The following is a 25,862-nucleotide window of genomic DNA, read 5'->3' as shown; positions in this document are numbered from 1 at the left end:
GATTTTTTTAGTTTACATACAAAAAAACGAACTCAAATGAGTTCGTTTTTAGTTACTATAGGTTATCTCATTATTTTGCTTTAACTTCAAAGCCTTCTGCTACTGCTTCTGGGAAGTTAGCTTCAACGATTTCAGCACAGTGGTCACAAATTGTAACACCGTATGAACGCTCTTTAGCTGTTGGATCTACGCGACGGCAACGATCACAAACTTCACCTTCAGCATGAGCAACTGTAAATGCGACACCATCAAAAGCAACAGCATCAGCTGGAGCAGCTTCATCAGTAACTGTCAATTGTGATACGATAAGCAATTGAGCAATATCGCTATCAAGGGCAGCAAGAAGAGTTTTCACTTCTTCGCCAGCATAGATAGTCAAATGAGCTTCCAATGATTTACCGATAACTTTAGCGTTACGAGCTTCTTCTAAAGCTTTTTGAGCTTGGTTACGAAGTGTCATGAAGGCATCCCATTCTTCAAGAATATTTTCTTGTCCTTCGAAGACTTCAGCATCTGGTAATTCAGATAATTGAACGAATTCTTCTGGTTCGAATTCAAGGTATGACCAGATTTCTTCAGCAGTGTGAGGAAGAATTGGTGTCAACAATTTAGTGATTTTAACCAAGATATCGTAGAAAACTGTTTGCATTTGACGACGGGCAATGTTATCTGCTGCTTCGATGTAAACAACGTCTTTAGCAAAATCAAGGTAGAAGGCTGACAAATCAACTGTGATAAAGTTAACAACAGCTTTGTAAATTGTCATGAAATCATAATCTTCATAAGCTTTACGGATTGTTGCTACTAATTGGTTGAATTTAATAGTCATGTATTTATCAACTGAACGCAAATCTTCGTAAAATACAGCATCTTCATTGGGATTGAAATCAGTTGTGTTAGCAATCAAGAAACGAAGTGTGTTACGGATTTTACGGTAAGTTTCTGATGTTTGTTTCAAAATATCCATTGAAATACGAACATCGTTGCTAGAATCAACGCTAGTTACCCAAAGACGTAAAATCTCAGCACCAAATTGTTTTTCTACATCACTTGGAAGGATTGTATTTCCGAGTGATTTAGACATTTTTTCACCTTTACCATCAAGGACGAAACCTTGAGAAAGCACAGCTTTGTAAGGTGCGTGTCCGTTAACGGCAACTGAAGTGATCAATGATGAGTTGAACCAACCACGGTATTGGTCAGAACCTTCAAGATAAAGGTCAGCTGGATATTCCAAACCTTCGCGAGCGTTCATCACACCATTCCATGAAGAACCTGAATCGAACCATACGTCCATGATATCAGTTTCTTTAGTGAATTCACCATTTGGTGAACCTGGGTGTGTGAATCCTTCTGGAAGAAGGTCTTTAGCGTCACGTTCCCACCATACAATTGAACCAAATTCTTCAAACAAGTCAGCAACGTGGTCAGTTACTTCTTTTGTCATGATAGCTGTGCCATCTTCAGCGTAGAGGATTGGAAGTGGAACACCCCATGCACGTTGACGTGAGATAACCCAGTCACCACGGTCACGAATCATGTTGTAAAGACGAGTGCGACCCCATTCTGGATAGAATGTTGTGCGGTCAATTTCATCAAGAATATCTTGACGGAATTTAGAAACAGATGCAAACCATTGTGGTACTGCACGCCAGATGATAGGTTTTTTAGTACGCCAGTCAAATGGGTATGAGTGAGTGATAACTTCGCTAGCAAGCAAAAGATCACCAAGTTTTTCTTTAACAGTTGGAACAACTTTATCGTAGAATTGACCTTGGAATTCCGGGCCTGCATTTTCCATCATGATACCACGTTCGTCAACTGTAACAGCAACTTCAAGGTTGTATTTAACACCAACATTGTAGTCATCTTCACCAAAACCAGGGGCAGTGTGGACAACACCAGTACCTGAGTCAAGAGTAACGTGGTCTCCAAGGATAACAAGTTCGTCTACTTCTGTATCCCATGGGTGTTCAGTAACGATGTATTCAAGTTCAGTACCTTTGTGTTTTGCAAGAACTTCGAATGATTCCCAACCAAATTTGCCAGCAAGGCTATCAAGAAGTGCTTCTGCAACAACAAATTTACGATCATCATTAGCAGGTTTTACAACAACATAATCCATCTCAGGACCAACTGTCAAACCACGTGAAGCTGTTACTGTAAATGGAGTTGTTGTCCAAACAACGATGTAAGTATCAGTATCAAGAATACCTTTACCATCTCTAACTTTGTTAGCGTAGTAAAGTGATGTTGAGTCAATATCGTGATATTCAATTTCAGCTTCTGCAAGAGCAGATTCTGATGACCATGACCAGTAAACTGGTTTAGCACCACGGTAGATGTAACCTTTATCAACCATCGCACCAAATACACGAATTTGAGCTGCTTCATACGCAGGAATAAGAGTCACGTATGGATTTTCCCAGTCAGCAGATACACCAAGACGTTTGAAATCTTCACGTTGTTTATCTACTTGGCTAAGTGCGTATTCACGACACATTGCAAGGTATTCAGTCAAAGGAATTTCTTTACGTTTTACACCTTTTTTAGCCAAAACTTGTTCAATTGGAAGTCCGTGTGTGTCCCAACCAGGAATATAAGGAGCACGGAAACCAGACATTGATTTAGAACGCACAATAATATCTTTAGAAATTTTATTCATGGCGTGACCAACGTGGATGTTTCCGTTAGCGTATGGAGGTCCATCGTGGAGGTTGAATGAAGGTTTACCTTCGTTTAATTGTTGACGTTTTGCGTAGATGTCAGCTTCTTCCCATTCTTTTTGCCATTTAGGCTCTTTGTTTGGGAGTCCAGCACGCATTGGAAAAGCAGTTTTTCCAAGATTAAGCGTTTCTTTTAATTTCATGACTACTCCTTATAATAAATAATATTCAACTGTCAAAGGATTGTTAACCAGAGACAGAAAAATGACAATGTTTCTTAGGTGATAAAACAAAAGAGCCTTCGTCTCAATAAGGACGAAAGCTCGTGGTACCACCTTAGTTTAGAAATTTAGGCACACCAAATAATGGAGTGAAAATCTAAATTTCCCTCATTAAACCCGTAAGGTGAGTTTGTCCCTTTTATCTTACTCAATTCAGATAAAATCTTAGAAAAGGATAACTGATATCCCAGAGATTGCTGGCCTCGCACCATCACCTGCTCGCTGTAAATGTAGAATATCAATCGCGTTTTTCTTATTCTTCAATATTTAATTTAAATGTTTGAGTTTCGTTAAGATTGATGTCGTCTGCTTCGCTATCATCAATTACTGGAAGTTTTTGTGTTTCTTCAAGATGTTTGTTTCCTGCTTCAACACGACGTTGCAATTCTTCCATTTCTTCTGGAGTGAATTGACGAGTAGCATCCATTGACATTTCATCATCAGTTTCAGGCATTTCTTCTTCCAAAACTTTTTCAACAACTTCACGGAAAGCTGCATCTGAATTTTGAAGGTAAACAGCTGTTGGTTGCAATAATTCTGTCCATTCTGGTGAATTTGTCAAACCAAGTTGACCTTCGATAGCGGCAACCAAACGTTGGTGGAAGACACGAGTTTGACGTTTCAAGTCTTCAGTTTCAACCGCAACACGTTTAGCTTCATCTGTTGCATCACGCAAAATTTGGTTTGCTTTAGATTTTGCTTCATCAATCAAATGTTGTGCATCGTAGTTAGCTTTGCTAACAAGGTTAGCAGCTTCATCATTAGCTGATGTTTTAACTTTTTCAGCAGTTTCTTGAGCAAGAATAACAGATTGGCTTAAAGATTCTTTCATTTCATCGAAGTAAGCAAGTTTATCTTCCAAATCTTTGATTCTGTTTTCTTGTTCATGGTTGCGACGAACCAAGTCTTCGTAGTCATCTACAACAATATCAAGAAATTCATTAACTTCTTCTTCGTCATATCCACGAAATTTTAATTTAAATGTTTTATCTTTAATATCAAGTGCTGTAAGTGCCATTGATTTCTCCTTATTTATGTATCATCTTATCTACGGTCAATTTGTATTTTCCATTCTTCGTAAGCCCATTCTCACTTAAGATAGAAAAACGACCAAATCCTCTAACACTAATCAAATCTCCAACTTGAAGCATTTCTGAAGGTCTATCAAGCGTCTGATAGTTAAGCTTTAGCTTTTCAGCACTGATCAACTGAATAGCTTGACTTCTAGAAAGCTTCAAAACTGTTGCTAGAACTTTATCTAAACGCATACTTGAAACCATGATATCTAGCTGATGAGATTCTTTTTCTCCCTTAATCAACTGATCAAGTGGAATCTCTTTTAGGCTTACGCTTGCTTTTGCAATCTTTGTAACATTAGCTTGAAAATAATCAACCATATTTTTCGTAACTAATAACTGTGCGTATCCTTGCTCAACTAAAATATCTCCAATAATCGTTCGCTTAACTCCAAGTTTGTGAAGCAAAGCTCCCATTATTTGAGCGTGAGTCAATTGATTAAACTTCGAATTATAATTCACTTCTAGCAGTGCTAACTCGAAATTTTCCAAATTTAGCTCATAGTAATCAGGGGCAACTAGTATACGTGCGTACTCTGCAGGATAATAATCACTCGAAACAAAGTAGCGCAAGCCTCGATTCCCAAGAATACTTTTAGCAATATCAACTTGGCGAGGATTTAGAAAATCTGTTAATGAATAAGCGTATGTCTCTTCTACCCTCTGAGCGATGTCATCTATTTTTTCAATGAAATCATACTCTTCAGGTCGAAAATGTTGGTAAATTTCTTTTTTCATCGAACTAATAACATAATAAGAAAGCGACTCAAGAGATTTAAGGCAATAACCGCGGCCCAGATCGTAAAGTCCAATCCCATAAATTGAAGATTTAAACGTTGAAACGGTTTAATTACTGGCTCAACAATTTGAACCAGTAAACGACCAAATCCAGTGTTATACGCACCTGGAAACCAAGATAGGAGCGCATACGCAATTAGCAGATAAGAGTAAAATTGAATGGTTTTTAATAGTACAATTAATACAAAAATCATATATTAACGTCTCTTCATGTCAAAGTCGAAACCAACATCTTGTCCTGCATTTGGAATTGGAAGTTCTTCGAGATTGACGATGACATTTGATGGTGTCAACAAATACATTGAACTGCCAACTTTTTGAAGACTACCATAAAGAACTTTACTTGCACCATCAATAAAATCAAGACAACGACGTGCTTGAGCATCAAGCATATATTGAAAATCAATCAAAACACATTCGTTAACAATCAACAAATCAACAATTTCTTGAGCATCCTCATATTTACGAGGGTATTTCAAGGCAATTGTCGTAGTCGTTTGATTGTTTCGAACTTGCGATTGTTCTTCACGACGTTGATTCAATGAATGAACGTGCGGATTTTCATCAACTGCACGTCTTTGTTGAGGTTGCACACGTTGACGAACAGCCCCTCCAACAGCTTGAGTTTGTTGAGCACGTGCTGATGAGAATTGCTGTTCTGCGCGTCGAGGTGCTTGCTGTGGCTTAGCCTCAGCTTGTTGTTGAACACGAGGTTGTCTAACCTCATCTTCAACAGTTTCTTCAACATCACTTACCTCATCAGTATCGAAATAAGAGATTAGTTTGTCAAATTTATCTTTAAAAGCCATGTTTTTCTCCCGTTATTTAAAGAATGATGAACCAATTCTAACAAAAGTTGCCCCATTACGAATAGCAATTGGGAAATCACCACTCATGCCCATACTTAATTCGGTAAACGGCATATGAGCTAACTGTCGTGCTTGCAACTCTTGTCTAAGTTTGGCGGCTTTTCCAAAAATATCGTCAATTTCACTTTCAGAAGCATTCTTAGGCGCTATCGTCATCAATCCTACAATTTCCACTTTATCAAAGTCAGAGATTTCAGCTAAAGCTTCAGCAATTTCTGAAACTTTAAAGCCGTGTTTACTCTCTTCTTCGGAAATATTAACCTGTAGGAAGCATTTAATGGGATGCTCTGCTCTTTTCTGGATTTCAGCAGCTAATTTAACAGAATCTAAAGCATGAAAATAATCAACGTAATTAATGACATTTTTTACTTTACGACGCTGTAGAGTACCGATTAGGTGCCATGTTAAATTTTTATCTTTTAACGCTTCATACTTCTCCAGAAACATATCGACCCTATTTTCACCAATATGTTCAATACCTGTGTCAATAAGACGAGCAGCAACACCACTATCAACATACTTCGTCACAGCAATAATCTTGACACTTTCTTGTGAACGATTGGCTGCTTTTGTTGCTTGCGCAACCTGTTCAAAAACAAGGTCTTTATTTTTTTGAAAACCGGTCATTAACGATTTTTGAAAAATGGTGGTGTTTCAAGTTCATCATCAGCATCTTCATTAGCTGTAAATGTTGACATTGTCAATTTACTATCAAGTTCACCTTCTGTTGGACGTGCGATGTTGTCGCGACGAAGGTCCCAATTTCCAAATGAATTATCTTTTTGTTGTGATTTATTTGCTGTTGGTTGTTGTGAAGCTGGCATTGCATGGTTTTCGCTCATATCATAGTCAAAGTTTGAACGACGTTCAAAAGCGGCTTGACCAGGTTGTTGAGCACGTTCTGAAGCGTATTGAGCACCAGCTGCTTGTTGTGCGTTGTTTTGAGCAAATGAACGAGTTGCTTGTGGACGGAATCCAGCGACTTGTTCTGCACGGTCTTGATGAACACCTGTAGCTACAACAGTTACACGGATTTCATCTTTCATAGTATCATCAATTGATGTACCAAGCCAGATGTTAACACCTTTACCAGCTGCTTGACTGATGATTTCAGAAGCTTCTTCTGCTTCAGTAAGAGTCATGTCAAGACCACCAGTTACGTTAACGATAACATCTTCAGCACCATCGATTGTTGTTTCAAGAAGTGGAGAGAAGATAGCTCTACGAGCTGCTTCAGTGATACGTTCTTCACCAGAACCGATACCGATTCCCATAAGAGCGTTACCTTTGTTAGCCATAACTGTTTTAACATCGGCAAAGTCAAGGTTGATAAGACCTGGATTTGTAATCAAATCAGTAATACCTTGAACACCTTGACGAAGCACGTTATCTGCTTCTTTAAGAGCCTCAAGAAGTGGAGTTTTCTTATCAACGATTTCAAGAAGATTGTTGTTTGAGATGATAAGCAATGTATCAACTTGTTCACGAAGTTCTTGGATACCTTCTGCAGCGAAGTTACCACGTTTGTTACCTTCAAAACCAAATGGACGTGTTACAACTGCAACTGTAAGAGCGCCAAGGCTTTTAGCGATACGTGCGATAACTGGTGCAGCACCTGTACCAGATCCGCCACCCATACCAGCAGTGATGAAGACCATATCAGCACCTGTAAGAGCTTCAGTCAATACTTCTTCGCTTTCTTCAGCGGCTTTACGACCAACCTCAGGTTGTCCTCCAGCACCGAGTCCACGAGTCAATTTAGGGCCTAACTGAATAACAGTTTCAGCTTTTGAAGAGCTCAATGCTTGGATATCAGTGTTTGCTGCGATAAATTCAACACCAGCAACACCTTCATCAATCATGCGGTTGATGGCGTTACCTCCGCCACCACCAACACCAATAACTTTAATAACTGCACCTTGTACTGATGCTGTGTCAAATGAAAATGCCATTTTTATTCCTCACTTATTATTAGTCAAACATACTTCCGAAAATACCACGAACACGTTCGCTAAATTTTGATTTTGGTTCTTCGTGTCTTTGTACAGGCTGAACTGGAGCTGGCTGTTGTACCATGTTTTCATTAACTGGTACAACAGGTTCGTTATTATAAACCACTCGTTGTTGCGCTTGTACTTGTGGCTGTGGTTCGAAATCAACTGGTTTACGACGAAGTAATTCTTCACCAGACACCGCACGTTGAGCAATAACATCAACTTCGCTCATTGTACCAACGTATTCAACCAAGCTAATAACATTAGCGAACATTGGGTTACGGATACCAACTTGATTTGGAACGTGTAGTTTGACAGTTGTTCCAAAGATTTCTTGAGCAACTTCTACCACACCTGGCATAATTGCTCCACCACCAACAAGAATAATTCCTCCTGGTAGGTCAAGTAGACGCCCACGTTCTAGATCTTGTTTAACACGATCTAAAATGTGGCGTACACGCGCAGAAATAATTTCTGACAAGTAACGCTCGCTAACTGAGATAGGTGTATCACTACCAACAACATCTACTTGAACAGTTTCTGAAGAGCTTGCTTCTTCTAAGTTTGCTTGACCAAAGTTAAATTTAAGGGCTTCAGCAATTTCCATAGAAGTTTTCAAGACTTTAGAAATATCTTTAGTGACATATTCGCCACCTTCTGCATAGATGTTTGTGTATTGTAATTCTTGTGCTCGCATAGAAGCAACAGTTGTTTGACCGCCACCCATATCAATCACAGTAGCACCAAATTCACGTTCACCTTCGTTAAGAACTGATTTTGCCAAAGCAAGTGGTGAAATAATAACATTTTCAACACTGATACCAGCACGTTCTACTGTTTTACGAAGGTTATGAAGAATTGTTGTTGGTCCAGTATAAATTAAACCACGCATTTCTAAACGAATTCCCATCATGCCACGTGGGTCACGAATACCTTGAAAACCATCAACGATGAATTCTTCTGGAATCAAAGAGATAACTTCACGTTCTGGAGTGATGCTCTTAGTCAATGCTGATTTAACAACGCTATCAACATCTTCATCTTTGATTTCTTTTGATTCACTTGGAACTGGAATCATACCTTGAGTTGGTTCGATTTGAAGAAGATTAGCTGGAAGACCAACATTAATCTTATCGATTGTCATTCCAGCTTTTTCTTCTGCTTGTTCAATCGCTGTTTTGATTGCTTCTGCAGCTGCTTCAATATCTATAATAATACCGTCTTTTACTCCCGTGCTGGGAACGTTACTCACACCAATCACATTCATTTCGCCAGAAACAAATTCTGCTACTAGAACTTTAATCGAGCTTGTCCCTATATCTAATCCTGTAAAAAAGCCATTTCTAGCCATTCACTCGACCTCACTATCTTTCCAATCATTTACTATTCTAAAATCTGCATAAAATCAGAATTATTCAGGAAATATTATATCATAAAAAAACGTAAAATGTTATCATTTTACGTTTTTTGTTATAGAAATTTATCTACTATTAATATTGTAAAAAACGTTACAGTATAAAACACATACTAATATTTATAGGTAGAATACATTAATTACGATAAAATACACGTAACAAAAAACGTAACAAATTTTATAACAAATTTACGAGTTCAACAGGCAGGAAAAAAGCACCTTAACGGGTACTTTTATGATATAGTGAAAATGTTCGGGCTGTTTTTTGAGGTTTTTGAGGTTCTTTTTTTGTTACCATTCTTTTAGCTCTTCCAAAACGTCTGCTACTCGTTCAGTAGTAACTACCTCATAGGGCTTTACTGGCTCATTAGGTAAAACATAATCAAATACTATCCCATTCTTTCTCACAATTTGAATAGTATCACCTGTTATAAAGCCTCTATCGATTGCCTTTTTTAGTTCATCATAATATAACATAACCATAACTCCTTTACTTATTTATTCGTAAAAGAAACAGAAAAAGTACTAATTTTTACTACATTCAGCGCCTTATATTAATCATTTCAATAACCGCGCGTGTATGACTAACATAACCCATTATGTTATAATATTAGTGTACTTAGATAGATATATTGTGATTTTCTTCCGTGGTTTATTCCACGGTTTTTATTTAGATAAAAAACACCCTTAATCTTGGCAGATAGGGTGCTTTTCTTATGCCTAGAATGCTATTCTAAACATTCTCCTTGTTGTTGACTACATTGTAGCATGAACTAACTTTTATTGCCAAAGAAACACGCTTAAACCATAGGGGGTAACTGTTCAAGGTTTTTTTATGTACTTTGTATAAATGCACTCTAGAATATCCCAAATTATCGGCTACCTTATCCCAATTATAGCCATTGTAGTAGCGTTCTATAAGCACTTTACGCTGTAACTCATTATCTAGGCTATTAATTAAAGCCATAGTGTTTTTTTGGTCTTGCTTAAGCTCTGCTATTTGTTGCAATACCTCATTATGTCCTAACTCTTCTAACAGTCTAGGAAAGTTTTTGAACGTTTCTCTATCACGTTTTATCATGTTTTCTAAGCTTTTAATCAATAAAATAGTCGCCCTTAAGTTTTTAAGTTTATCTTTGATATTCATATCTCTATTATACTATTGTGAACAATTTTGATATAATAAAAGTAAGTTTTCTATGTGAATGTTCCTGCTTATACGAGCAGGCTTTTTTATTTAAAATGATTTAATAAAGTCATAACGAATTCATACCACAAAAACTTGCGTGAGTGCTTACAGGTTCGCCCTGTGGGCTTTTTTAATGCAATAAAAAAAGACGGCTATCAATAGATAACTGCCTATGGGTGTTTGATTACTTTAATAATTGGAAAATGGAGAAACACCCACGTCTTAAGCATACCAAAAAGCAATATCAGTAGCAATCTAAAAGTGGAACAAATAGAAAGTTAACTGGTAAACAAAATACAATCAAAATAAGACTTTTCAAGGTTATATGACACCCCTTAAAAATCTGAAAAAATGGCGCGTGATACAAGCGGACACCTTGTGGTGGCTCTCATTGACACGAGATAGGGGGCGGGGGCATTTTAAATAAGTTTGAATGAATTACATATGAAATATCTTTACCGCCATACACGGGCTTTTAGGCAGGTTCTAGGACGTTCTAAAAAATTCAAAAAGGGAAAATCACGCGCAAAAAGGGGCAGCGTTGTTATATCCGAACAATACAGTGCCCCGATAAAAATTTAAGGGTATTTCCGAATAAAAAAGAAGCTATCAAAATAGCTCCCCTTAAACGTTAAGAAATTTTAATAATATTGACTGCTTGAAGTCCACGTTCTCCTTGTTCAACGTCAAACTGAACTTTCTGACCGTCCTCTAAAGATTTAAAACCATTAGATTTAATTTTAGAAAAGTGTGCGAACACATCAGTCCCATTTTCTTGAGAGATAAAGCCAAAACCTTTATCCATATTAAACCATTTTACTGTACCTTGTACCATTGAGTTACCTCTTTTTTATATAAATTTGTAAAAATATTCAAGAGGAAAAACAAAAGATACCACTTATTACTTAAACCCCAAATCTTATTTACACTCATTAGTCTAACAGTAAAGTCACTATAAGTCAAGACTAAACTCTCATTTACCAAATTATAGAGAACCATTGAGTGATATATTTTAAATCTGCTTAGCTAATTCTTGAGTGCTTTTCGTTTTAATCGGAACAAAGTTCTGTCGGTTTTTCTGTAATTTCTTTTAATGTTCGTGTCATTGTAACATCTCCTCTGTATTATTAGTCTTCTTTGTTTAGTTCTGTATTGTAATACTCTAAACCTTGATACTCATTATCAACGTCTACAGACTTGAATAAGTCAATCTCTTCATCATCCAACATATCAAGTGTTTCAATTGCTGTTTCACTATCTGTATTCAATGGTTTATCACTTAACAAACGTTCTGCATAATCTAGCAATTCACTCGCATATCTTGCGACTTTGTTAATCAATTCCTCAAACGTTGCTTGTTCCTTTAGTTGTTCTGTTCGTTTGTCAATGTACTCATGAATAGTATCATCATAAGCAATCTCACGCGCTCCCTTGTCGCTATCCTCTACTTCTTTTACCAGCTCATTATACTGTGCCATCTCGTTGGCTTAGTTATCCAAGTCACTTTCTTCCTCGATTGGCTTTGGTTGATAATGTAATTCATTATATTCTAACATCATCAAGAAGCTTTCCAAACAATTGAAAACACTAAAAGCGATTGCTTCAAATTCTTCTTGTTTCTCTTCAGGAAGATAGCTCTTATAGTCTTTGGTCTGTAATAGCGTTGATAGTTCGCATGTTTCTTCTACCCATGCTTTGAGTTCTGTTAGGGGCATTGGTGCTGTTGATTTGTTTGTGTTAGTCATATTAGTTTACCTCTTCATATGTAACCATGATATTATCTCCGTAAGCTTGTACACTTCTTATTTTCTTATCAGCCATGAACTCATTCACTCTGGTTTCTAGTTCCTCATTATTTTCTTGTCTAGTTTTCGTTATGCCATTGCTGAAATATCCGTCAGCAACTAATTCACGGTTAAATAGTTTAATTTTGGAAAGTTCTAAAATGAAGTTAGCCACCTAAGGGTATCAAAAAACATCGCAGAGAGATATAATTGTAATCACCACAACAACAATTAGAAAGACTCTGAGATGCAAACCTATTATACACCAAAAAGTAAACATTTAACACTAACTGAACGTAGAATGATTGAACGTTGGCTTCAAGAAGGGCTCTCAAATCGTGAAATCGCTAGGAGATTAGCTAAAGCTCCTCAAACCATTAACAACGAGGTCAAACGTGGTCAGGTTAGACAACAAGTGCGTAAAGGAAAATTTGAAGTGATCTACTCAGCTGATTTTGCTCAAAAAGCCTATCAAAACAATCGCAAACGTTCTGTTAAACAAGCCTCCCTAACCAAGGGACTCAAAGAAAAGATAACTCACTACATCGAACAGAAATACTCTCCCGAGATGATGGTAAAGTCAAAAGGGATACCTGTTCCCATCTCCACCATTTACTACTGGATTTATCATGGACACTTAGGATTGACCAAGGCTGATATGCTTTATCCTCGACAAGAGAAAGCTAAGAAAAAGCATGCTAGTCCCCATTTTAAGCCAGCTGGAAAGTCTATTGAGGAACGACCAGAAAGCATTAATAAGCGTGAGAATATCGGTGATTTTGAAATTGATACGGTTATTCAAACACGGGCAAAAAACGAGTGTCTGTTGACTCTAACCGATAGAAAGAGTCGTTATCAAATCATTCGAGTCATTCCCGATAAGTCCGCGGTTTCAGTCAATCAAGCTCTGAAAGCAATCCTCAAGGATTATCAAATGAATTCTATCACAGCTGATAACGGGGCTGAGTTCAGTCGTTTAGCGGAAGTTTTTGACCCTACTCATATCTATTATGCTCACCCGTATTCTTCTTGGGAGCGTGGTACTAATGAGAATCATAATAGACTCATCCGGCGTTGGTTGCCTAAGGGAAGCAAAAATGCGACTCAACAACAAGTCGCATTTATTGAAAACTGGATTAACAACTATCCAAAGAAACTATTCAATTATAAATCTCCTAAAAAGTTTTTACAGACTGGCTAATTTGAACTTGAAATTTGGCTTTTATTGTTGAGCTACTTGTTCAACTACTGCGGTTTCGTTCGGATGCTCTTCATTTGTAGCTTCTGGAGCTTGATTTTCTACGCCTTCAGCTTCGCTTGATTCTGTTGCTGTAGCTTCCTCACTTGACTCTGTTTGAGAGTTTTCTTCGTCAGATTTAGAATCAGATTCTGATTCTTCTTTGTTTTCGTTTTTAGCTTTTTCTTTATCCGCTGCAACAGATGCTTCAATGGATTCAGAAGTTGCATAAATTCCCACTTCCATATCAACAATACTGTTTTCTGGTAAACTATCTTTTATCTTCAAATAATAAGGTAATTTCTTAGCTAACTCAGATAGTGGAACACGAACAACGTTTCCATCATGCATTTCTAATTTTAGCAAATCCGATGTTGTCGCAGAATCAGCTGAGCTGACAATTTGAATTTGATTAACCAAATCTCTGTCTAATTTTGAAAAAGCCTTAACGAGTTTTTGAATATCTTTTTCTGATGATAAATTAATCGTTAAGAAACTTTCTGGTAATTCAGAAGCTCCTACAAGACCAATACGAGTCCCATTTTCAAGGATAGGTTGATAACCATCATCAGTCTGTGCATAAGCAATAATACTGTACTCTTTAATATCAATATTTAATTTATTTGGGAAACGGTAAGTAAACTTAGCACTTTTCACCATTTTATTTTTACTAATAATATTTTTTTCATAAGTTGAATGGTGGAAAATCAATAAAAAAGGATAGTTAGACGGCTTAATTCCTGAATCTCTAATCACTTCTTCTTGACTAACCGTTGATGTTCCTGTAACTGTAATGATTTTCTTTTTACTAAATGGTGTTACCAAAAAAATTGAGATCAAAAGAATAACCGCAGAAGTGATGATAACTGGTAGCGCATGATGAATCGCTTTTTGAAGAGGCGTTTTCTCTTTTTTAGCTTCCAGTTTTTGTAATTTTTTAGCCTCTTTGGCTTTTCTAGCTTCTTCTTTTTTTGCTTCTTTAGCCTTTTTCTTTTCTTCTGCACTCAAAGTTTTTTCTTCAACTTTTTCAGCTTCGGTATCAGTATCTGTTGCTTTCGGCTTGCGCTCTAAGCGTAATTTTTCTTGACGTTTTTTCTTTTCCGCTTTTTCAGCTTCTTTTTTCTTTAGAAACTCAATGTTACGTTTTTGCCATTCCGTCAAAGCTGATTTTTTTTCTGATTTAGCTTTTTGACTTTTTTTAGGCTCTTTCTTTTTTGTCATTTAAATTCCTTTTGCAGTCTTAGAAATATCTTGTTTAAGCAGATCATAAAATTCTTCTTGTGACTTGATTTCAGTGGAATTTTTCATTTGTGTGTGATAACTATTTTCTTGTTCAAAGAGTTGAGTGAGCTCTTCTTGCAAATGTGTGAAAGTGAGTTGATCTTCAGATAGTTGGCGAGCATAACCTTTTTTCTCAAAATAAGCTGCATTTTCAAGCTGATCTCCTCGACTAGCTTCTTTTCCAAGAGGCACAATCAAGTGCAATTTATTCATCGCCACTAATTCAAAAATAGTATTTGAACCACCGCGTGTCACAACAGCATCTGCTATATCCATCAAAGGCTGGTAAAGATCTGTGACATAATCAATTCGATAGAGATTTTGACTCAATCCGTTTAAACTTTTATCTCCTGAAATGTTGATGACATTATAGTGGTCAACTAATTCTGGAGTATTTGTAATAAAGTCATTGAAAACACGTGCACCGGCAGAACCACCGATGAAAAGAAGTGTTTTCAATTCAGTGTTAAAGTGTGCTTTAATTTCTTCAATTTTGCTGTTATCGTAAGCAACTTTGCTACCAACTTTTGTAATCGCACCAACGTGTTTTGCTTTCACCAAGCCTTTTGCTTGTTCAAAGGTTGTGTACATCGTTGTCGCAAATTTATAGGCAATTTTATTAGCTAGGCCCATTGATAAATCAGATTCGTGCACAAAAACAGGAATTCCAAGTGTTTTTGCCGCAATGACTGGTGGGACAGATACAAAGCCACCTTTTGAGAAAAGGGCTTGCGGACGAATTTTAGCGATAATTGCAATTGATTGAAGAATTCCAAATGACACTTTGAACACATCAAGCATGTTTTGCCATGAAAAATAACGTCTTAATTTTCCTGTTGCAATAGAATGGAAGGTTACATCTAGACCTGATTTTTCAATTTGTTCATGTTCAATTCCATGTTTGTCACCAATATAGTGAACTTCCCAACCATCTTTGATAAATTTTGGGATAAGAATCAAGTTCAAAGTAACATGGCCAACTGTACCACCACCGGTAAATACGATTTTTTTAGCCATGCTTATTCTCCTTTAATAGCTTCAAAGGTTGCGATAAATTCATCACCACGAACTTCAAAGCTCTTATACATATCCCAGCTTGCATTAGCAGGGCTCAAGAGAACAACATCACCAGCTTCAGCTTTACTGTAGGCAATATGAGTAGCATCTGCGACATCTTTAGCATCAACGTACGGAACTTGTGCTTTATCAGCTGCGCGTTTCACACGAAAAGCTGATTCTCCAAGGATAACCATCAATTTAACACCTGTAATATCTGGAACAAGTTCGTCAAATTCATTACCACGATCAAGACCACCAGCAATCAAGATAACTTTTGAATTATCAAATCCTGAAAGAGCTTTTTGAGTTGCTAGAATATTTGTTGATTTTGAATCGTTATAGAATTTAATGCCGTTAACTTCACCAAGAGCTTGAAGACGGTGTTTAACCCCACCAAAATGTGACAAAGTTTCTTTAATAGCTTCATTTGCAATACCTGAGAGTTTTGCAATTGCAATTGTTGCCAAAGCATTTTCAACGTTGTGGCTACCAGGAACACCGATTTCAGATGCTTTCATGATAGCTTCATCTTTGAAATACAAAGTATCACCATCTAGGTAAGCACCGTCAACTTTCTCAGTTGTAGAGAATGGGACAACTTGTGCTGCTGTTTTTTGAGCTAATTCTTTTGCCAAATCTTGGTTAAAGTTAAGTACCAAATAATCTTCTGCTGTCATATTCTTTTGAATATTCCATTTTGCAGCAACATATTCTTCAAAGCTACCATGGTAGTCAATATGTGTTGGCATAAGGTTTGTAATAACAGCCATGTGTGGGTGGAAAGTATCTGTTCCCATCAATTGGAAAGAAGATAATTCCATAACCAAAGTGTCTTTATCTGTAGCAGTTTGTGACACTTCAGAAGCAGGAAAACCAATATTTCCTGAAAGAAGACCAGACTTACCGCCGTTATTCAACGTTTCAGCAATCATAGTTGTTGTTGTTGTTTTACCATTTGAACCAGTGATACCAATAATTGGGGCATCTGAAATCATGTAAGCCAACTCAACTTCTGTGATAACTGGAATATTTTTTTCGATAGCGCGAGCTACCATTTGATTATCGTAACGAATTCCTGGGTTTTTAACCATCAATTCAAAGTTTTCATCCAAAAGTTCTAGTGGATGACTACCACAGATAACTTTGATGCCTTCTTCAAGAAGAGATTGTGCAGCTGGATTTTCATCAAATGGTTTACCGTCGTTAACTGTAACGATAGCACCTAATTTTTCAAGGAGACGCGCTGCAGCTTCTCCAGATTTTGCTAAACCAAGAACTAAGACTTTTTTATTTTCAAATGTTTCAATTTTTTTCATAATATATCCATTCTAACATTGCAAATATAATAATATTCTACCTTTATTTAAGGCGTTTTTCAATCATTCTACGGCATTTAAGACAATCTTAGTGTCGTAATGTCTGATAGAGTGTTTATGACAAAAAAAGCTGAGTAAATACTCAGCCTCTTTCGCTATATTGCTTATTTTCATTTTTCTTAACAGGTAAGCGATAGACATCCCTTAGCGCGAAAAATCCCAAGACAACCATAGCAAGTGCAAGAAAAATTTCTGGTGGTGATTGCATGATTTTAACAAAGCTCATTACCGCTAAAACAAGTAGCATTGCAACTAAGCCAACCAAACCAATCATCCCAAGAGTATTACGAATTGTTTTAGGAGCCATGAAAATATAATATGAAATAATTAAAATCGCAATAATTAAATAAAACATTTCATGATTCCTTCCTACAATTCAAATTTATGTGTATAGTTTTTCGAGTTTATTTTAAGTTTTGACCTAAAACAGTCTACCACTAACTTTCCTCGCTTTTTAATTTTCAGGCTCGGACCTAAAATAGTCTACTAGACTATTTTACTCTTCAGCGGCTGATTTTTTCTTTTTAGCTGCTTTAGCGCGCAAGTTTTTATCAAGGATTTGTTTACGCAAGCGGATTGATTCTGGTGTAACTTCCATGTATTCATCGTCATTCAAGAATTCAAGTGATTCTTCAAGAGTCAAGATACGTGGAGTTTTGATAACGGCAGTTTGGTCTTTCGTAGCTGAACGAACGTTTGTCATTTGTTTAGCTTTAGTGATGTTAACTGTCAAGTCGTTTTCACGTGAGTTTTCACCGATAATCATACCTTCGTATACTTCAGTACCTGGGTTAACGAAGATTGTTCCGCGTTCTTCAACAGACATGATTGAGTATGTTGTTGCTTTACCAGTATCGATAGATACAAGAGCACCACGACGACGTCCACCGATTTCAGCGTTGATAACTGGCATGTATTGGTCGAATGTGTGGTTCATGATACCATAACCGTGAGTCATTGAAAGGAACTCAGTTGGATAACCGATAAGTCCACGAGCTGGTGCCAAGAAGACAAGACGTGTTTGACCATTACCAGTTGATTGCATGTCAATCATTTCACCTTTACGCTCTGATAATGATTGGATAACTGAACCTTGGTATTCTTCTGGTGTATCGATTTGAACACGTTCGAATGGTTCGCATTTCACGCCATCAATTTCTTTGATGATAACTTCTGGACGTGATACTTGAAGTTCGTATCCTTCACGACGCATTGTTTCGATAAGGATTGACAAGTGCAATTCACCACGACCTGATACAGTCCATTTATCTGGAGAATCAGTTGGATCAACACGAAGTGATACGTCAGTTTGCAATTCAGCAAGCAAACGTTCTTCAACTTTACGAGATGTTACGAATTTACCTTCACGACCTGCAAATGGTGAGTTATTTGCCAAGAATGTCATTTGAAGAGTTGGTTCGTCAATGTGAAGGATTGGAAGTGGTTCAACGCAATCAGTTGGAGTGATTGTTTCACCAACGAAGATATCTTCCATACCTGAGATAGCAATCAAATCACCAGCTTTTGCTTCTTGGATTTCACGACGTTCAAGTCCGAAGAAACCAAATAGTTTAGTAACACGGAAGTTTTTAGTTGTACCGTCAAGTTTTGAAAGAGTAACTTGATCACCAACTTTAACAGTACCACGGAAGATACGTCCGATACCGATACGTCCGACGAAATCGTTGTAATCAAGAAGCGACACTTGGAATTGAAGTGGTTCTTCTGAGTTATCAACTGGAGCTGGAATGTGGTCAATGATTGTATCAAAGACTGGAGCCATTGTGTGTTCTTGATCAGCTGGATCATCAGAAAGTGATGATGTACCGTTGATAGCTGATGCGTAAACAACTGGGAATTCTAATTGATCATCATCGGCACCAAGTTCGATGAAAAGTTCAAGAACTTCGTCAACAACTTCTGCTGGACGAGCTGATGGTTTATCAATTTTGTTAACAACAACGATTGGTGTCAAGTTTTGTTCAAGAGCTTTTTTCAACACGAAACGTGTTTGAGGCATAGTACCTTCGTACGCATCGACAACAAGAACAACACCATCAACCATTTTCATGATACGTTCAACTTCTCCACCGAAGTCCGCGTGTCCTGGTGTGTCCATGATGTTGATACGAACACCGTTGTAAGCAACTGCAGTATTTTTAGCAAGGATTGTAATTCCGCGTTCTTTTTCAAGATCGTTTGAGTCCATTGCACGTTCTTGCAATTCTTTACGTTCGTCAAGTGTGTGTGATTGTTTCAACAATTCATCAACAAGGGTTGTTTTCCCGTGGTCAACGTGGGCGATAATCGCCACGTTACGAATATCTTCTCTTAATTTAGTCATGATTCCTCGATTTTTTAAATTTATTCTAACTTTTGAATTATACCACAAATCCTATGAAAAAACAGCGATAAAACAAGTGTAAATGTTTTCAGACACGGATTTAGCTTCTTATAGTATATAAAAAGATGAGAACTATGTCCCATCTTTTTATATACTTTTTATATACTATAAATATTTTAGCCTCATCTTATTCGACATAAGTAGTACTGACAACACTCCAATTGGTCGATTCAAGTGTTCCTTGTTCAAGATAGCCGTCTGCATTAACACGATATAAGGCTAAACGTATTTTTGAATCGCTGTTTGTTCGGACACTAGCATAAACCAAATTGTCATCATATGCTTTGACATTTACAAAATAATCATTTTTATCTTCATCGGATAATTGATTTTGCGAAGCATAAATGGCAAGAACCCAAGACTCCACTTGCTCAGTCGTTAAATTTTTAGTATCAATGGTATCAGCAACAGCTGCTTGGTCGGTTGGTACTAATTTGAGATTAGTGTTTAACGAATAAGTGAATTTGCTAGAGGTTGTTGTCCAGAATTGTGGATAAATATAACCATTTTTAGCATAAATTCCCGAAGCAAATTTTGGTGTTGTTTGGTAACTACCACCGATACCACCAAAAATAAGTGCCCCGATGGCTTCACTATCACTTCCATCAGCAGGATAAAAACGATAAACACCTTGCGCCACTTCTTCATAACCAGAAACACGCTCTGTAACGATGTAATTAGACTGATTTTTAGTCATTGTGCCATCTTCACTGATTGTCAGAATAACTCCATCAAAATCAGCTGTTTTCCAATTTCCAACAAGCTCTGCAGGGACATCTTGTTTTATCGTTGAAGTGGTCTTGGTCTCGCTCGTGCTTGATGAACTTGAAAAACTAGATGTACTTGTCGACGTAGCCGTTGTAGATGGCGACCATCCCGCCTTATTATTGGCGGTTGTTTCTCGATTGAAAGCTGTGACGAGATACAAAATAATCAGAGCCAAGAAAACCAATGGACTGATTAAACGACGTTTCTTGTTTTCTTACAATTTTTCGATGTAAACATTGCGTAACGCTTCAAGTCTCTTTTTCTCATCTTCGTCTGTTACTTGACATAATTCCAAATTCAATTGAAAAATCTGATTTTTGAGGTATTTCGATTTCAGGGCATCCTTACTCTCATCGTTTTTTCTCTTTAAATTTTCTTTTTCAAATTCCATATATTGGTAAATGATTAACCTTCTTTAACTTTTCCTGTCCAGTAGTCAAAGCCGTCTTTAAGAACATACAGGTTAGTGTAGCCTGCTTTTTTAAGTGTTCTAATAACACGTGGAAGTGCTGAACTTCTACTACTATCGTATAAAAGAACAGGTTTATCTTTACGAATAGCTGAGTAAGACAATTGAATTTGGCTAGCTGGGAGATTACGCGCTCCCATAATGTGTTTTGTTTTGAAAGCAGCTGCTTCACGAACATCAATCAATTGACTTGTGTGAATCATGCTTTCAAATTCTGCATTATTAATGAATTTAGCTGAACGACGAACACTAATGTATGTCCATGCGAACCAACCAACGATAACGACTAAAGCAATTAGAAAAATCATCCAGTTCATTTTTGGCCTCTTAATCTACAAATTGACTTGCAAGACTTGCAGCACCGATGATACCAGCATCGTTACCAAGTTCAGCGATTTTAACTTTAGTTGTTTTACGAACTTGTGGGAATGCGTATGTTACGAAGTATTTTTCAACACGGCTACGCAAGAATTCACCTGCAGCTGATACACCACCGCCGATAACAACTGAGTCTGGGTTCAAGATGTTTGCAATATTAGCAGTTGCTTGTCCAAGGTAGAAACCAACTTTTTCAACAACTGAATCAGCAAATTTATCACCAGCTTCAGCAGCTACAAAGATATCTTTACTTGTTACAACGTCACCATTGTCGATAGAAGCTTTGATTTTTGAATCACCTTCGTATTCTTCTGCCAAGTGACGAGCTACACGAACAATACCTGTTGCTGAAGCAACTGTTTCAAGACATCCTTTGTTACCACATGTACATTCAAAACCATCAACTGGTTCAACGTTCATGTGACCGATTTCTCCACCAGCACCTGCAACACCGTGGATAAGGTTACCATCAGCGATAACACCACCACCAACACCAGTTCCAAGTGTTACGAAAACAACATCAGGGTTGTTAGCACCAGCACCCGTCCAACGTTCACCAAGAGCAGCTACGTTAGCATCGTTGTCGATAGCAAATGGAATACCAAGTTCACGTTCAATAACTGAACCAACTTCTTCAGTGTGAGCCCAGTTCAAGTTGAAGGCACCTGTAACAGTTTTGTTTTCACGGTCAACAGCACCTGGTGAACCCATACCGATACCAGCAAAATCATCTTTTGTCAAACCGTAAAGGTTCAAACGGTGTTTGATTGATTCAACAATATCAGGGACGATGTGTTTCCCATCTTCAAGTGTATTTGTATCGATTGCCCATTTTTCTTGAACTTCACCTTCAAGAGTTAGGATACCGAATTTAATCGTTGTTCCACCTAGGTCAATCCCTAAAAGTTTTTTAGTCATTATTTTCTTTCTCCATTTCTAAACGGTGCTCGCGACGTAAAATTAATTCTGCATTCAGGTAGTCAGCCTTGTCAATCAACCCATTTTCATACAATTTCTCAAGTTCAAGTTTCATGACTTCTATATCATAAAGACGTTTACCGATATAGACAAAAATGCCGAACCGTTTCAACAGTTGTTGCACGTCAAATAAAGTTTTCATACAAAGCATTTTATCAAAAATAAGACTCTTTTTCAATAGGATATGCAATCGTTTTCTTTATTTTCACGTTTTCATTTATTTTCATAAAAAAATAATGGGCCTTTCGGCCCACTATCGTGTTTTTTCTTAATTATTTAAGTCCTGGAGCTTGTCCACGTTCGGCTTGGAGCATCCAAATTGTTTTTTCAGCGTCAGATTTCGCTGCTGTGAAGATGTCATTTGATGGGGCATCTCCTTCTTCATCAGTCACATCAAGACCAACTTGGTAAAGAGCTGTAAGGTAAGTGTAAACTTCAACCAAACGAGCAAGATTTTCGTCCATTGTCTTATCGAATGAACCAGCAGTTTCTTCTAATTTAGAGTTTTCATCGAATTCTTTAAGGGTAGAGAATGGTGCGCCACCAATTGTAATCAAACGTTCGCTGATTTCATCCAAGCTAGCGTTAAGTCCATCCATCAATTCATCCATTTTTGGGTGAAGATAGAAGAATCCAGCACCACGCATGTACCAGTGAATTTGGTGAACGATTGAAGCAGCCTTTGATAGATCTGCTACTGCTTGATTAAGCACAGCCTTTGTTTTAGCATTTTTTGTATTTTGTGAAATGTTATGTGTTACAGATGCGTAAATAGTTTCAGTCATTGTTTGAGTCATAAGCGACCTCCTCTAAAAAAATAATCAGTTGTTCTAGGAATGTTTTCTTTTTCCTTACGATTCTATATTAGAATAATTCTAAATAAGTTGCAAATAATATGCTCACAAATTTTAAAAATTTTTTTCGAATAATAAGGTATGGACACTTTTTTATTCTTTTTTCTTGGAGCATCGCTTGCTTCATTTATCGGATTAGTTGTTGATCGTTTTCTAGAGGAATCTATTTTATTTCCTGCTAGTCATTGTAATACCTGTGGTAAACAACTGAGACCGCTAGACATGATTCCAGTTCTTTCTCAGATTTTTAATCATTCTCGCTGCCATTTTTGCAAAAGTAAAATACCTTTATGGTATGGCATTTTTGAATTTGTCTGTGGGCTCGCAACTGCTCTTTATTACCACGATATCATAGCACCATCTAGTCTCTTTATTTTCTTCTTTAGCATGACACTTAGTTTATATGATTTAAAAAACCAGTCCTTTCCTCTATTAATCTGGTTACTACCCAGTGCTTCTTTACTCCTTTTTCTTCCTCTTAATACGGTAAGTATTATTCTTCTTTTACTTGGGATCATAGCTGAGCTTTTTGACATAAAAATCGGTAGCGGTGATTTTTTCTACCTAGCCAGTTTGAGTCTTTTTCTTGATTTGGAGAGCATTTTATGGATTGTTGAACTGGGTTCTTTGGTAGGAATTCTGTATTGCCTTTTTGATAAAAACAAACGCATTCCCTTTATTCCTTTTCTATTTTTAGGCTATCTTTTAGTTATAATTTTTAAGTGTGATTAATTTTTTTGTTAAATATATTTAAAAATACTTTATTTTTAAAATTCTTCTGCTATAATAGGCCTTAAATAAGAGTTTTAGAAAAGAGGGATGCTTTTGGAAACTATTGTTACTTCTCAAAAATCACTTAGTGAGGTCACTCAAAGTATTGCGGTTCCAAAAAATGCCTCATTTTGGCGAACACTTCGAGCCTTTATTGGACCAGGAGCTTTAGTAGCTGTTGGTTACATGGACCCTGGTAACTGGATTACTAGTGTTGTCGGTGGGGCTACTTATAAATATATCCTTTTATCAGTTGTACTGATATCATCTCTGATTGCGATGCAACTACAGCAGATGGCGGGAAAATTAGGAATCGTTACAAGAAAGGATTTAGCGCAGGCGACTGCTGCCCATTTACCTAAGAAACTACGCATTCTTTTATTCATTGTCATTGAATTAGCTTTGATGGCAACAGACTTAGCAGAAGTTATCGGATCTGGGATTGCACTGCATTTGCTCTTTGGCTGGTCCTTATTGTTTTCGATTTTAATTACTATCTTGGATGTATTTATCCTTTTATCCTTGATGAAGCTTGGCTTTCGCAAGATTGAGGCTTTGGTTTCGACCTTAATTGCAACAATTTTGATTATTTTCCTTTATTTAGTCTTATTATCAAAGCCAAGTTTTTCAGGTATTTTACAGGGCTACATCCCACATCCAGCGATTATCGATTTGCATCAGAGCGGTGTAAATAGTAAGCTAACGCTGGCTTTAGGAATTATCGGTGCTACGGTAATGCCGCACAATCTTTATCTCCATTCATCGATTTCACAGACTCGTAAGGTTGATTACTCTAGCCAAAAATCCATTAAACAAGCCGTTCGTTTTATGACTTGGGATTCTAATATTCAACTGACGGTAGCTTTTGTGGTTAACTCGCTTCTTCTTATCTTGGGAGCTTCGCTCTTCTACGGGCATGCCAATGAAATCAACGCTTTTTCACAAATGTATGAAGCTCTTCAAGATTCAAACATTGCAGGTACAGTTGCTAGCGCCGCTTTATCAACCTTATTTGCTGTCGCCTTATTAGCTAGCGGGCAGAATTCTACCATCACAGGAACCCTAACTGGGCAAATCGTTATGGAAGGCTTTTTAAAATTACGCTTACCACAATGGCTTATCAGACTGGTCACACGTTTGGCTGCACTAGCTCCCGTTCTGATTGTGACTGTGCTCTACGGTAGTCAAGAAAGTGTCCTTGATCAACTGATTGTTTACTCACAAGTTTTCCTTTCGCTGGCACTGCCATTCTCCATTTTCCCTTTGGTTTACTTCACATCGGACCGCAAAATTATGGGAGACTTTGTCAATGCCAAATGGAATACCATTTTAGGATACCTTGTCGCCGTTATCTTAACTATTCTAAACTTAAAATTAATTATTGATTTGTTTTAAATATCATAAAAGCCACTCAATCGAGTGGTTTTCTTTTATTTTTGATAATTTGAATCGTATGTTACAAATGCTTCAACGTCATCTGCTTTACCTTCGTGTAAATCTCGAACAATTTTAGTTCTGACAATAACGCCATCTGACACCTTATTAAAACGCTCAATATCAGCTTTTGTTGACACCCCAAATCCTGTCAATACTGGAATGTCAGCAACAGTTTCAAGATTTGCCAAATGTTTATCCAAATCATCTCGGTAATTACCAGTTTTACCTGTAACACCGTTGATAGCAACCGCATAGATGAAGCCTTCAGCGTTTTGACAAAAGGTTTTTTTGACGTTCAATGCCTGTTGTCAAGCTGACCAGTGGAACAAGGGCAATATCTGTATTATCAAGGTATAGTTTGATAAGATTTTCATGCTCGTGTGGTAAATCAGGAATAATCAAACCTTTAACAGACGTACCAGCTAAATCTTTAACAAATTTTTCAATGCCATATTGGTAAACTAGATTGATGTAAGTCATAATGACCAAAGGCACTTCGACTGTTTTTTCTTGTAATTTTTCAACGATTCCTGTCAAATTGACGCCTTTAGCAAGGCTTCTTTGTCCAGCTAATTCAATAACTGGTTCATCAGCGACGGGGTCAGACCATGGAATTCCTACTTCAATGGCAGAAGCTCCGCTATTTTCCAATAAGTCAATCATCTCAAATAAACCATCAAGACCTTTATCATGGCCACCTGCCATGATATAAGGAACAAAAATTCCTTTACCGCTAGCTTTAATCTCTTGAAGATGTTTTGTAAGTGTCTTAGTCATCG

Annotated in this window: 27 protein-coding genes and 1 pseudogene; 3 read left to right on the top strand and 25 right to left on the bottom strand. The window is 37.2% G+C overall.

Annotation, left to right across the window (positions count from 1 at the left end):
• Positions 1 to 70: 70 nt before the first annotated feature.
• The 14 genes from ileS to DQN23_RS09195 all read right to left on the bottom strand — a co-directional run bounded on the left by ileS (position 71) and on the right by DQN23_RS09195 (position 12,246).
• Entirely contained in the window at positions 71 to 2,869 is a 2,799-nt protein-coding gene (gene ileS / locus DQN23_RS02635; RefSeq protein ID WP_111712664.1) for an isoleucine--tRNA ligase, read from the bottom strand.
• A gap of 331 nt (positions 2,870 to 3,200) precedes the next feature.
• Positions 3,201 to 3,965 (bottom strand): DivIVA domain-containing protein, encoded by a 765-nt coding sequence (locus DQN23_RS02630; protein WP_020916379.1) that lies wholly within the window; start codon positions 3,963 to 3,965, stop codon positions 3,201 to 3,203.
• A gap of 10 nt (positions 3,966 to 3,975) precedes the next feature.
• Entirely contained in the window at positions 3,976 to 4,761 is a 786-nt protein-coding gene (locus DQN23_RS02625; RefSeq protein WP_020916378.1) for a YlmH family RNA-binding protein, read from the bottom strand.
• Positions 4,758 to 5,015 (bottom strand): YggT family protein, encoded by a 258-nt coding sequence (locus tag DQN23_RS02620; RefSeq protein ID WP_006531549.1) that lies wholly within the window; start codon positions 5,013 to 5,015, stop codon positions 4,758 to 4,760. The genes DQN23_RS02625 and DQN23_RS02620 overlap by 4 nt, the downstream gene beginning before the upstream one ends.
• 3 nt (positions 5,016 to 5,018) lie before the next feature.
• Positions 5,019 to 5,630: a cell division protein SepF gene (locus tag DQN23_RS02615; protein ID WP_111712663.1), complete on the bottom strand. Its 612-nt coding sequence runs from the start codon at positions 5,628 to 5,630 to the stop codon at positions 5,019 to 5,021.
• 12 nt (positions 5,631 to 5,642) lie between these two features.
• On the bottom strand, positions 5,643 to 6,317 hold the full coding sequence (locus DQN23_RS02610) for a YggS family pyridoxal phosphate-dependent enzyme (protein WP_058813713.1): 675 nt from the start codon (positions 6,315 to 6,317) through the stop codon (positions 5,643 to 5,645).
• Positions 6,317 to 7,642, bottom strand: coding sequence for a cell division protein FtsZ (gene ftsZ, locus DQN23_RS02605; protein WP_111698309.1), 1,326 nt, complete (start codon positions 7,640 to 7,642; stop codon positions 6,317 to 6,319). Before ftsZ ends, DQN23_RS02610 begins: the two co-directional genes overlap by 1 nt.
• A gap of 19 nt (positions 7,643 to 7,661) precedes the next feature.
• Positions 7,662 to 9,035, bottom strand: coding sequence for a cell division protein FtsA (gene ftsA / locus DQN23_RS02600; protein ID WP_020916374.1), 1,374 nt, complete (start codon positions 9,033 to 9,035; stop codon positions 7,662 to 7,664).
• Positions 9,036 to 9,389: 354 nt separating this feature from the next.
• Positions 9,390 to 9,575 carry a competence regulator inhibitor paratox gene (locus tag DQN23_RS02595; protein ID WP_043894982.1) on the bottom strand — a complete coding sequence of 62 codons (186 nt, stop codon included), beginning with the start codon at positions 9,573 to 9,575 and terminating at the stop codon, positions 9,390 to 9,392.
• A gap of 256 nt (positions 9,576 to 9,831) precedes the next feature.
• Positions 9,832 to 10,245: a sigma-70 RNA polymerase sigma factor region 4 domain-containing protein gene (locus tag DQN23_RS02590; RefSeq protein ID WP_233422889.1), complete on the bottom strand. Its 414-nt coding sequence runs from the start codon at positions 10,243 to 10,245 to the stop codon at positions 9,832 to 9,834.
• Between the two features lie 673 nt (positions 10,246 to 10,918).
• Complete coding sequence (locus DQN23_RS02585) at positions 10,919 to 11,122, bottom strand: cold-shock protein (RefSeq protein WP_020916371.1); 204 nt, start codon at positions 11,120 to 11,122, stop codon at positions 10,919 to 10,921.
• A 292-nt stretch (positions 11,123 to 11,414) separates the two neighbouring features.
• Positions 11,415 to 11,765: a hypothetical protein gene (locus tag DQN23_RS09205; protein ID WP_058833193.1), complete on the bottom strand. Its 351-nt coding sequence runs from the start codon at positions 11,763 to 11,765 to the stop codon at positions 11,415 to 11,417.
• Positions 11,766 to 11,774: 9 nt separating this feature from the next.
• A complete protein-coding gene (locus DQN23_RS09200; protein ID WP_058813711.1) occupies positions 11,775 to 12,032 on the bottom strand; it encodes a hypothetical protein in 258 nt (85 codons plus the stop codon).
• A 1-nt stretch (position 12,033) separates the two neighbouring features.
• Entirely contained in the window at positions 12,034 to 12,246 is a 213-nt protein-coding gene (locus DQN23_RS09195) for a hypothetical protein (RefSeq protein ID WP_020916369.1), read from the bottom strand.
• Positions 12,247 to 12,318: 72 nt separating this feature from the next.
• Here DQN23_RS09195 and DQN23_RS02575 point away from each other — a divergent pair, with 72 nt between their 5' ends.
• Complete coding sequence (locus DQN23_RS02575) at positions 12,319 to 13,272, top strand: IS30 family transposase (protein ID WP_111712662.1); 954 nt, start codon at positions 12,319 to 12,321, stop codon at positions 13,270 to 13,272.
• Between the two features lie 21 nt (positions 13,273 to 13,293).
• Here the strand turns inward: DQN23_RS02575 and DQN23_RS02570 are convergent, their stop codons facing one another.
• From DQN23_RS02570 to DQN23_RS02525, 10 genes are all read right to left on the bottom strand, one after another.
• Positions 13,294 to 14,529, bottom strand: coding sequence for a cell division protein FtsQ/DivIB (locus tag DQN23_RS02570; protein WP_020916368.1), 1,236 nt, complete (start codon positions 14,527 to 14,529; stop codon positions 13,294 to 13,296).
• Positions 14,530 to 15,606, bottom strand: coding sequence for a UDP-N-acetylglucosamine--N-acetylmuramyl-(pentapeptide) pyrophosphoryl-undecaprenol N-acetylglucosamine transferase (locus DQN23_RS02565; RefSeq protein WP_020916367.1), 1,077 nt, complete (start codon positions 15,604 to 15,606; stop codon positions 14,530 to 14,532).
• 2 nt (positions 15,607 to 15,608) lie between these two features.
• On the bottom strand, positions 15,609 to 16,964 hold the full coding sequence (gene murD / locus DQN23_RS02560; protein ID WP_020916366.1) for a UDP-N-acetylmuramoyl-L-alanine--D-glutamate ligase: 1,356 nt from the start codon (positions 16,962 to 16,964) through the stop codon (positions 15,609 to 15,611).
• 142 nt (positions 16,965 to 17,106) lie between these two features.
• The gene (locus tag DQN23_RS02555; protein ID WP_058813709.1) at positions 17,107 to 17,379 is read right to left on the bottom strand and encodes a DUF3165 family protein; all 273 of its coding nucleotides are present in this window, start codon (positions 17,377 to 17,379) and stop codon (positions 17,107 to 17,109) included.
• Between the two features lie 141 nt (positions 17,380 to 17,520).
• Positions 17,521 to 19,368, bottom strand: coding sequence for a translational GTPase TypA (gene typA / locus DQN23_RS02550; RefSeq protein WP_058813708.1), 1,848 nt, complete (start codon positions 19,366 to 19,368; stop codon positions 17,521 to 17,523).
• A gap of 187 nt (positions 19,369 to 19,555) precedes the next feature.
• The gene (locus tag DQN23_RS02545; protein ID WP_228380506.1) at positions 19,556 to 20,371 is read right to left on the bottom strand and encodes a hypothetical protein; all 816 of its coding nucleotides are present in this window, start codon (positions 20,369 to 20,371) and stop codon (positions 19,556 to 19,558) included.
• Between the two features lie 230 nt (positions 20,372 to 20,601).
• Entirely contained in the window at positions 20,602 to 20,982 is a 381-nt protein-coding gene (locus tag DQN23_RS02540; protein ID WP_020916363.1) for a rhodanese-like domain-containing protein, read from the bottom strand.
• Between the two features lie 10 nt (positions 20,983 to 20,992).
• Positions 20,993 to 21,961 (bottom strand): ROK family glucokinase, encoded by a 969-nt coding sequence (locus DQN23_RS02535; protein ID WP_111712661.1) that lies wholly within the window; start codon positions 21,959 to 21,961, stop codon positions 20,993 to 20,995.
• Complete coding sequence (locus DQN23_RS02530; protein WP_006531568.1) at positions 21,954 to 22,163, bottom strand: YqgQ family protein; 210 nt, start codon at positions 22,161 to 22,163, stop codon at positions 21,954 to 21,956. Before DQN23_RS02530 ends, DQN23_RS02535 begins: the two co-directional genes overlap by 8 nt.
• A gap of 130 nt (positions 22,164 to 22,293) precedes the next feature.
• Positions 22,294 to 22,818, bottom strand: a complete 525-nt coding sequence (locus DQN23_RS02525) for a Dps family protein (RefSeq protein WP_020916360.1) — start codon at positions 22,816 to 22,818, stop codon at positions 22,294 to 22,296.
• Positions 22,819 to 22,956: 138 nt separating this feature from the next.
• Here DQN23_RS02525 and DQN23_RS02520 point away from each other — a divergent pair, with 138 nt between their 5' ends.
• Both DQN23_RS02520 and DQN23_RS02515 read left to right on the top strand, forming a co-directional pair.
• Positions 22,957 to 23,607: a prepilin peptidase gene (locus tag DQN23_RS02520; protein WP_020916359.1), complete on the top strand. Its 651-nt coding sequence runs from the start codon at positions 22,957 to 22,959 to the stop codon at positions 23,605 to 23,607.
• An 87-nt stretch (positions 23,608 to 23,694) separates the two neighbouring features.
• Positions 23,695 to 25,041: an Nramp family divalent metal transporter gene (locus DQN23_RS02515; RefSeq protein ID WP_111712660.1), complete on the top strand. Its 1,347-nt coding sequence runs from the start codon at positions 23,695 to 23,697 to the stop codon at positions 25,039 to 25,041.
• 35 nt (positions 25,042 to 25,076) lie between these two features.
• On the opposite strand, the pseudogene trpA reads toward DQN23_RS02515, so the two are convergent.
• Positions 25,077 to 25,860 (bottom strand): annotated as a pseudogene (gene trpA, locus DQN23_RS02510) (tryptophan synthase subunit alpha).
• Positions 25,861 to 25,862: the final 2 nt, after the last annotated feature.

It is taken from the genome of Streptococcus lutetiensis (assembly GCF_900475675.1).
GTDB lineage: Bacteria > Bacillota > Bacilli > Lactobacillales > Streptococcaceae > Streptococcus > Streptococcus lutetiensis.
Note: the sequence above shows the minus strand (reverse complement) of the source record. Positions and strands in the feature narration are given on the sequence as shown.

Bases quoted from the DNA above. Each gene is read 5' to 3' on its own strand.
- ileS (WP_111712664.1), bottom strand. From the start codon at position 2,869: ATGAAATTAAAAGAAACGCTTAATCTTGGAAAAACTGCTTTTCCAATG.
- DQN23_RS02630 (WP_020916379.1), bottom strand. From the start codon at position 3,965: ATGGCACTTACAGCACTTGATATTAAAGATAAAACATTTAAATTAAAA.
- DQN23_RS02625 (WP_020916378.1), bottom strand. From the start codon at position 4,761: ATGAAAAAAGAAATTTACCAACATTTTCGACCTGAAGAGTATGATTTC.
- DQN23_RS02620 (WP_006531549.1), bottom strand. From the start codon at position 5,015: ATGATTTTTGTATTAATTGTACTATTAAAAACCATTCAATTTTACTCT.
- DQN23_RS02615 (WP_111712663.1), bottom strand. From the start codon at position 5,630: ATGGCTTTTAAAGATAAATTTGACAAACTAATCTCTTATTTCGATACT.
- DQN23_RS02610 (WP_058813713.1), bottom strand. From the start codon at position 6,317: ATGACCGGTTTTCAAAAAAATAAAGACCTTGTTTTTGAACAGGTTGCG.
- ftsZ (WP_111698309.1), bottom strand. From the start codon at position 7,642: ATGGCATTTTCATTTGACACAGCATCAGTACAAGGTGCAGTTATTAAA.
- ftsA (WP_020916374.1), bottom strand. From the start codon at position 9,035: ATGGCTAGAAATGGCTTTTTTACAGGATTAGATATAGGGACAAGCTCG.
- DQN23_RS02595 (WP_043894982.1), bottom strand. From the start codon at position 9,575: ATGTTATATTATGATGAACTAAAAAAGGCAATCGATAGAGGCTTTATA.
- DQN23_RS02590 (WP_233422889.1), bottom strand. From the start codon at position 10,245: ATGAATATCAAAGATAAACTTAAAAACTTAAGGGCGACTATTTTATTG.
- DQN23_RS02585 (WP_020916371.1), bottom strand. From the start codon at position 11,122: ATGGTACAAGGTACAGTAAAATGGTTTAATATGGATAAAGGTTTTGGC.
- DQN23_RS09205 (WP_058833193.1), bottom strand. From the start codon at position 11,765: ATGGCACAGTATAATGAGCTGGTAAAAGAAGTAGAGGATAGCGACAAG.
- DQN23_RS09200 (WP_058813711.1), bottom strand. From the start codon at position 12,032: ATGACTAACACAAACAAATCAACAGCACCAATGCCCCTAACAGAACTC.
- DQN23_RS02575 (WP_111712662.1), top strand. From the start codon at position 12,319: ATGCAAACCTATTATACACCAAAAAGTAAACATTTAACACTAACTGAA.
- DQN23_RS02570 (WP_020916368.1), bottom strand. From the start codon at position 14,529: ATGACAAAAAAGAAAGAGCCTAAAAAAAGTCAAAAAGCTAAATCAGAA.
- DQN23_RS02565 (WP_020916367.1), bottom strand. From the start codon at position 15,606: ATGGCTAAAAAAATCGTATTTACCGGTGGTGGTACAGTTGGCCATGTT.
- murD (WP_020916366.1), bottom strand. From the start codon at position 16,964: ATGAAAAAAATTGAAACATTTGAAAATAAAAAAGTCTTAGTTCTTGGT.
- DQN23_RS02555 (WP_058813709.1), bottom strand. From the start codon at position 17,379: ATGTTTTATTTAATTATTGCGATTTTAATTATTTCATATTATATTTTC.
- typA (WP_058813708.1), bottom strand. From the start codon at position 19,368: ATGACTAAATTAAGAGAAGATATTCGTAACGTGGCGATTATCGCCCAC.
- DQN23_RS02540 (WP_020916363.1), bottom strand. From the start codon at position 20,982: ATGAACTGGATGATTTTTCTAATTGCTTTAGTCGTTATCGTTGGTTGG.
- DQN23_RS02535 (WP_111712661.1), bottom strand. From the start codon at position 21,961: ATGACTAAAAAACTTTTAGGGATTGACCTAGGTGGAACAACGATTAAA.
- DQN23_RS02530 (WP_006531568.1), bottom strand. From the start codon at position 22,163: ATGAAAACTTTATTTGACGTGCAACAACTGTTGAAACGGTTCGGCATT.
- DQN23_RS02525 (WP_020916360.1), bottom strand. From the start codon at position 22,818: ATGACTCAAACAATGACTGAAACTATTTACGCATCTGTAACACATAAC.
- DQN23_RS02520 (WP_020916359.1), top strand. From the start codon at position 22,957: ATGGACACTTTTTTATTCTTTTTTCTTGGAGCATCGCTTGCTTCATTT.
- DQN23_RS02515 (WP_111712660.1), top strand. From the start codon at position 23,695: ATGCTTTTGGAAACTATTGTTACTTCTCAAAAATCACTTAGTGAGGTC.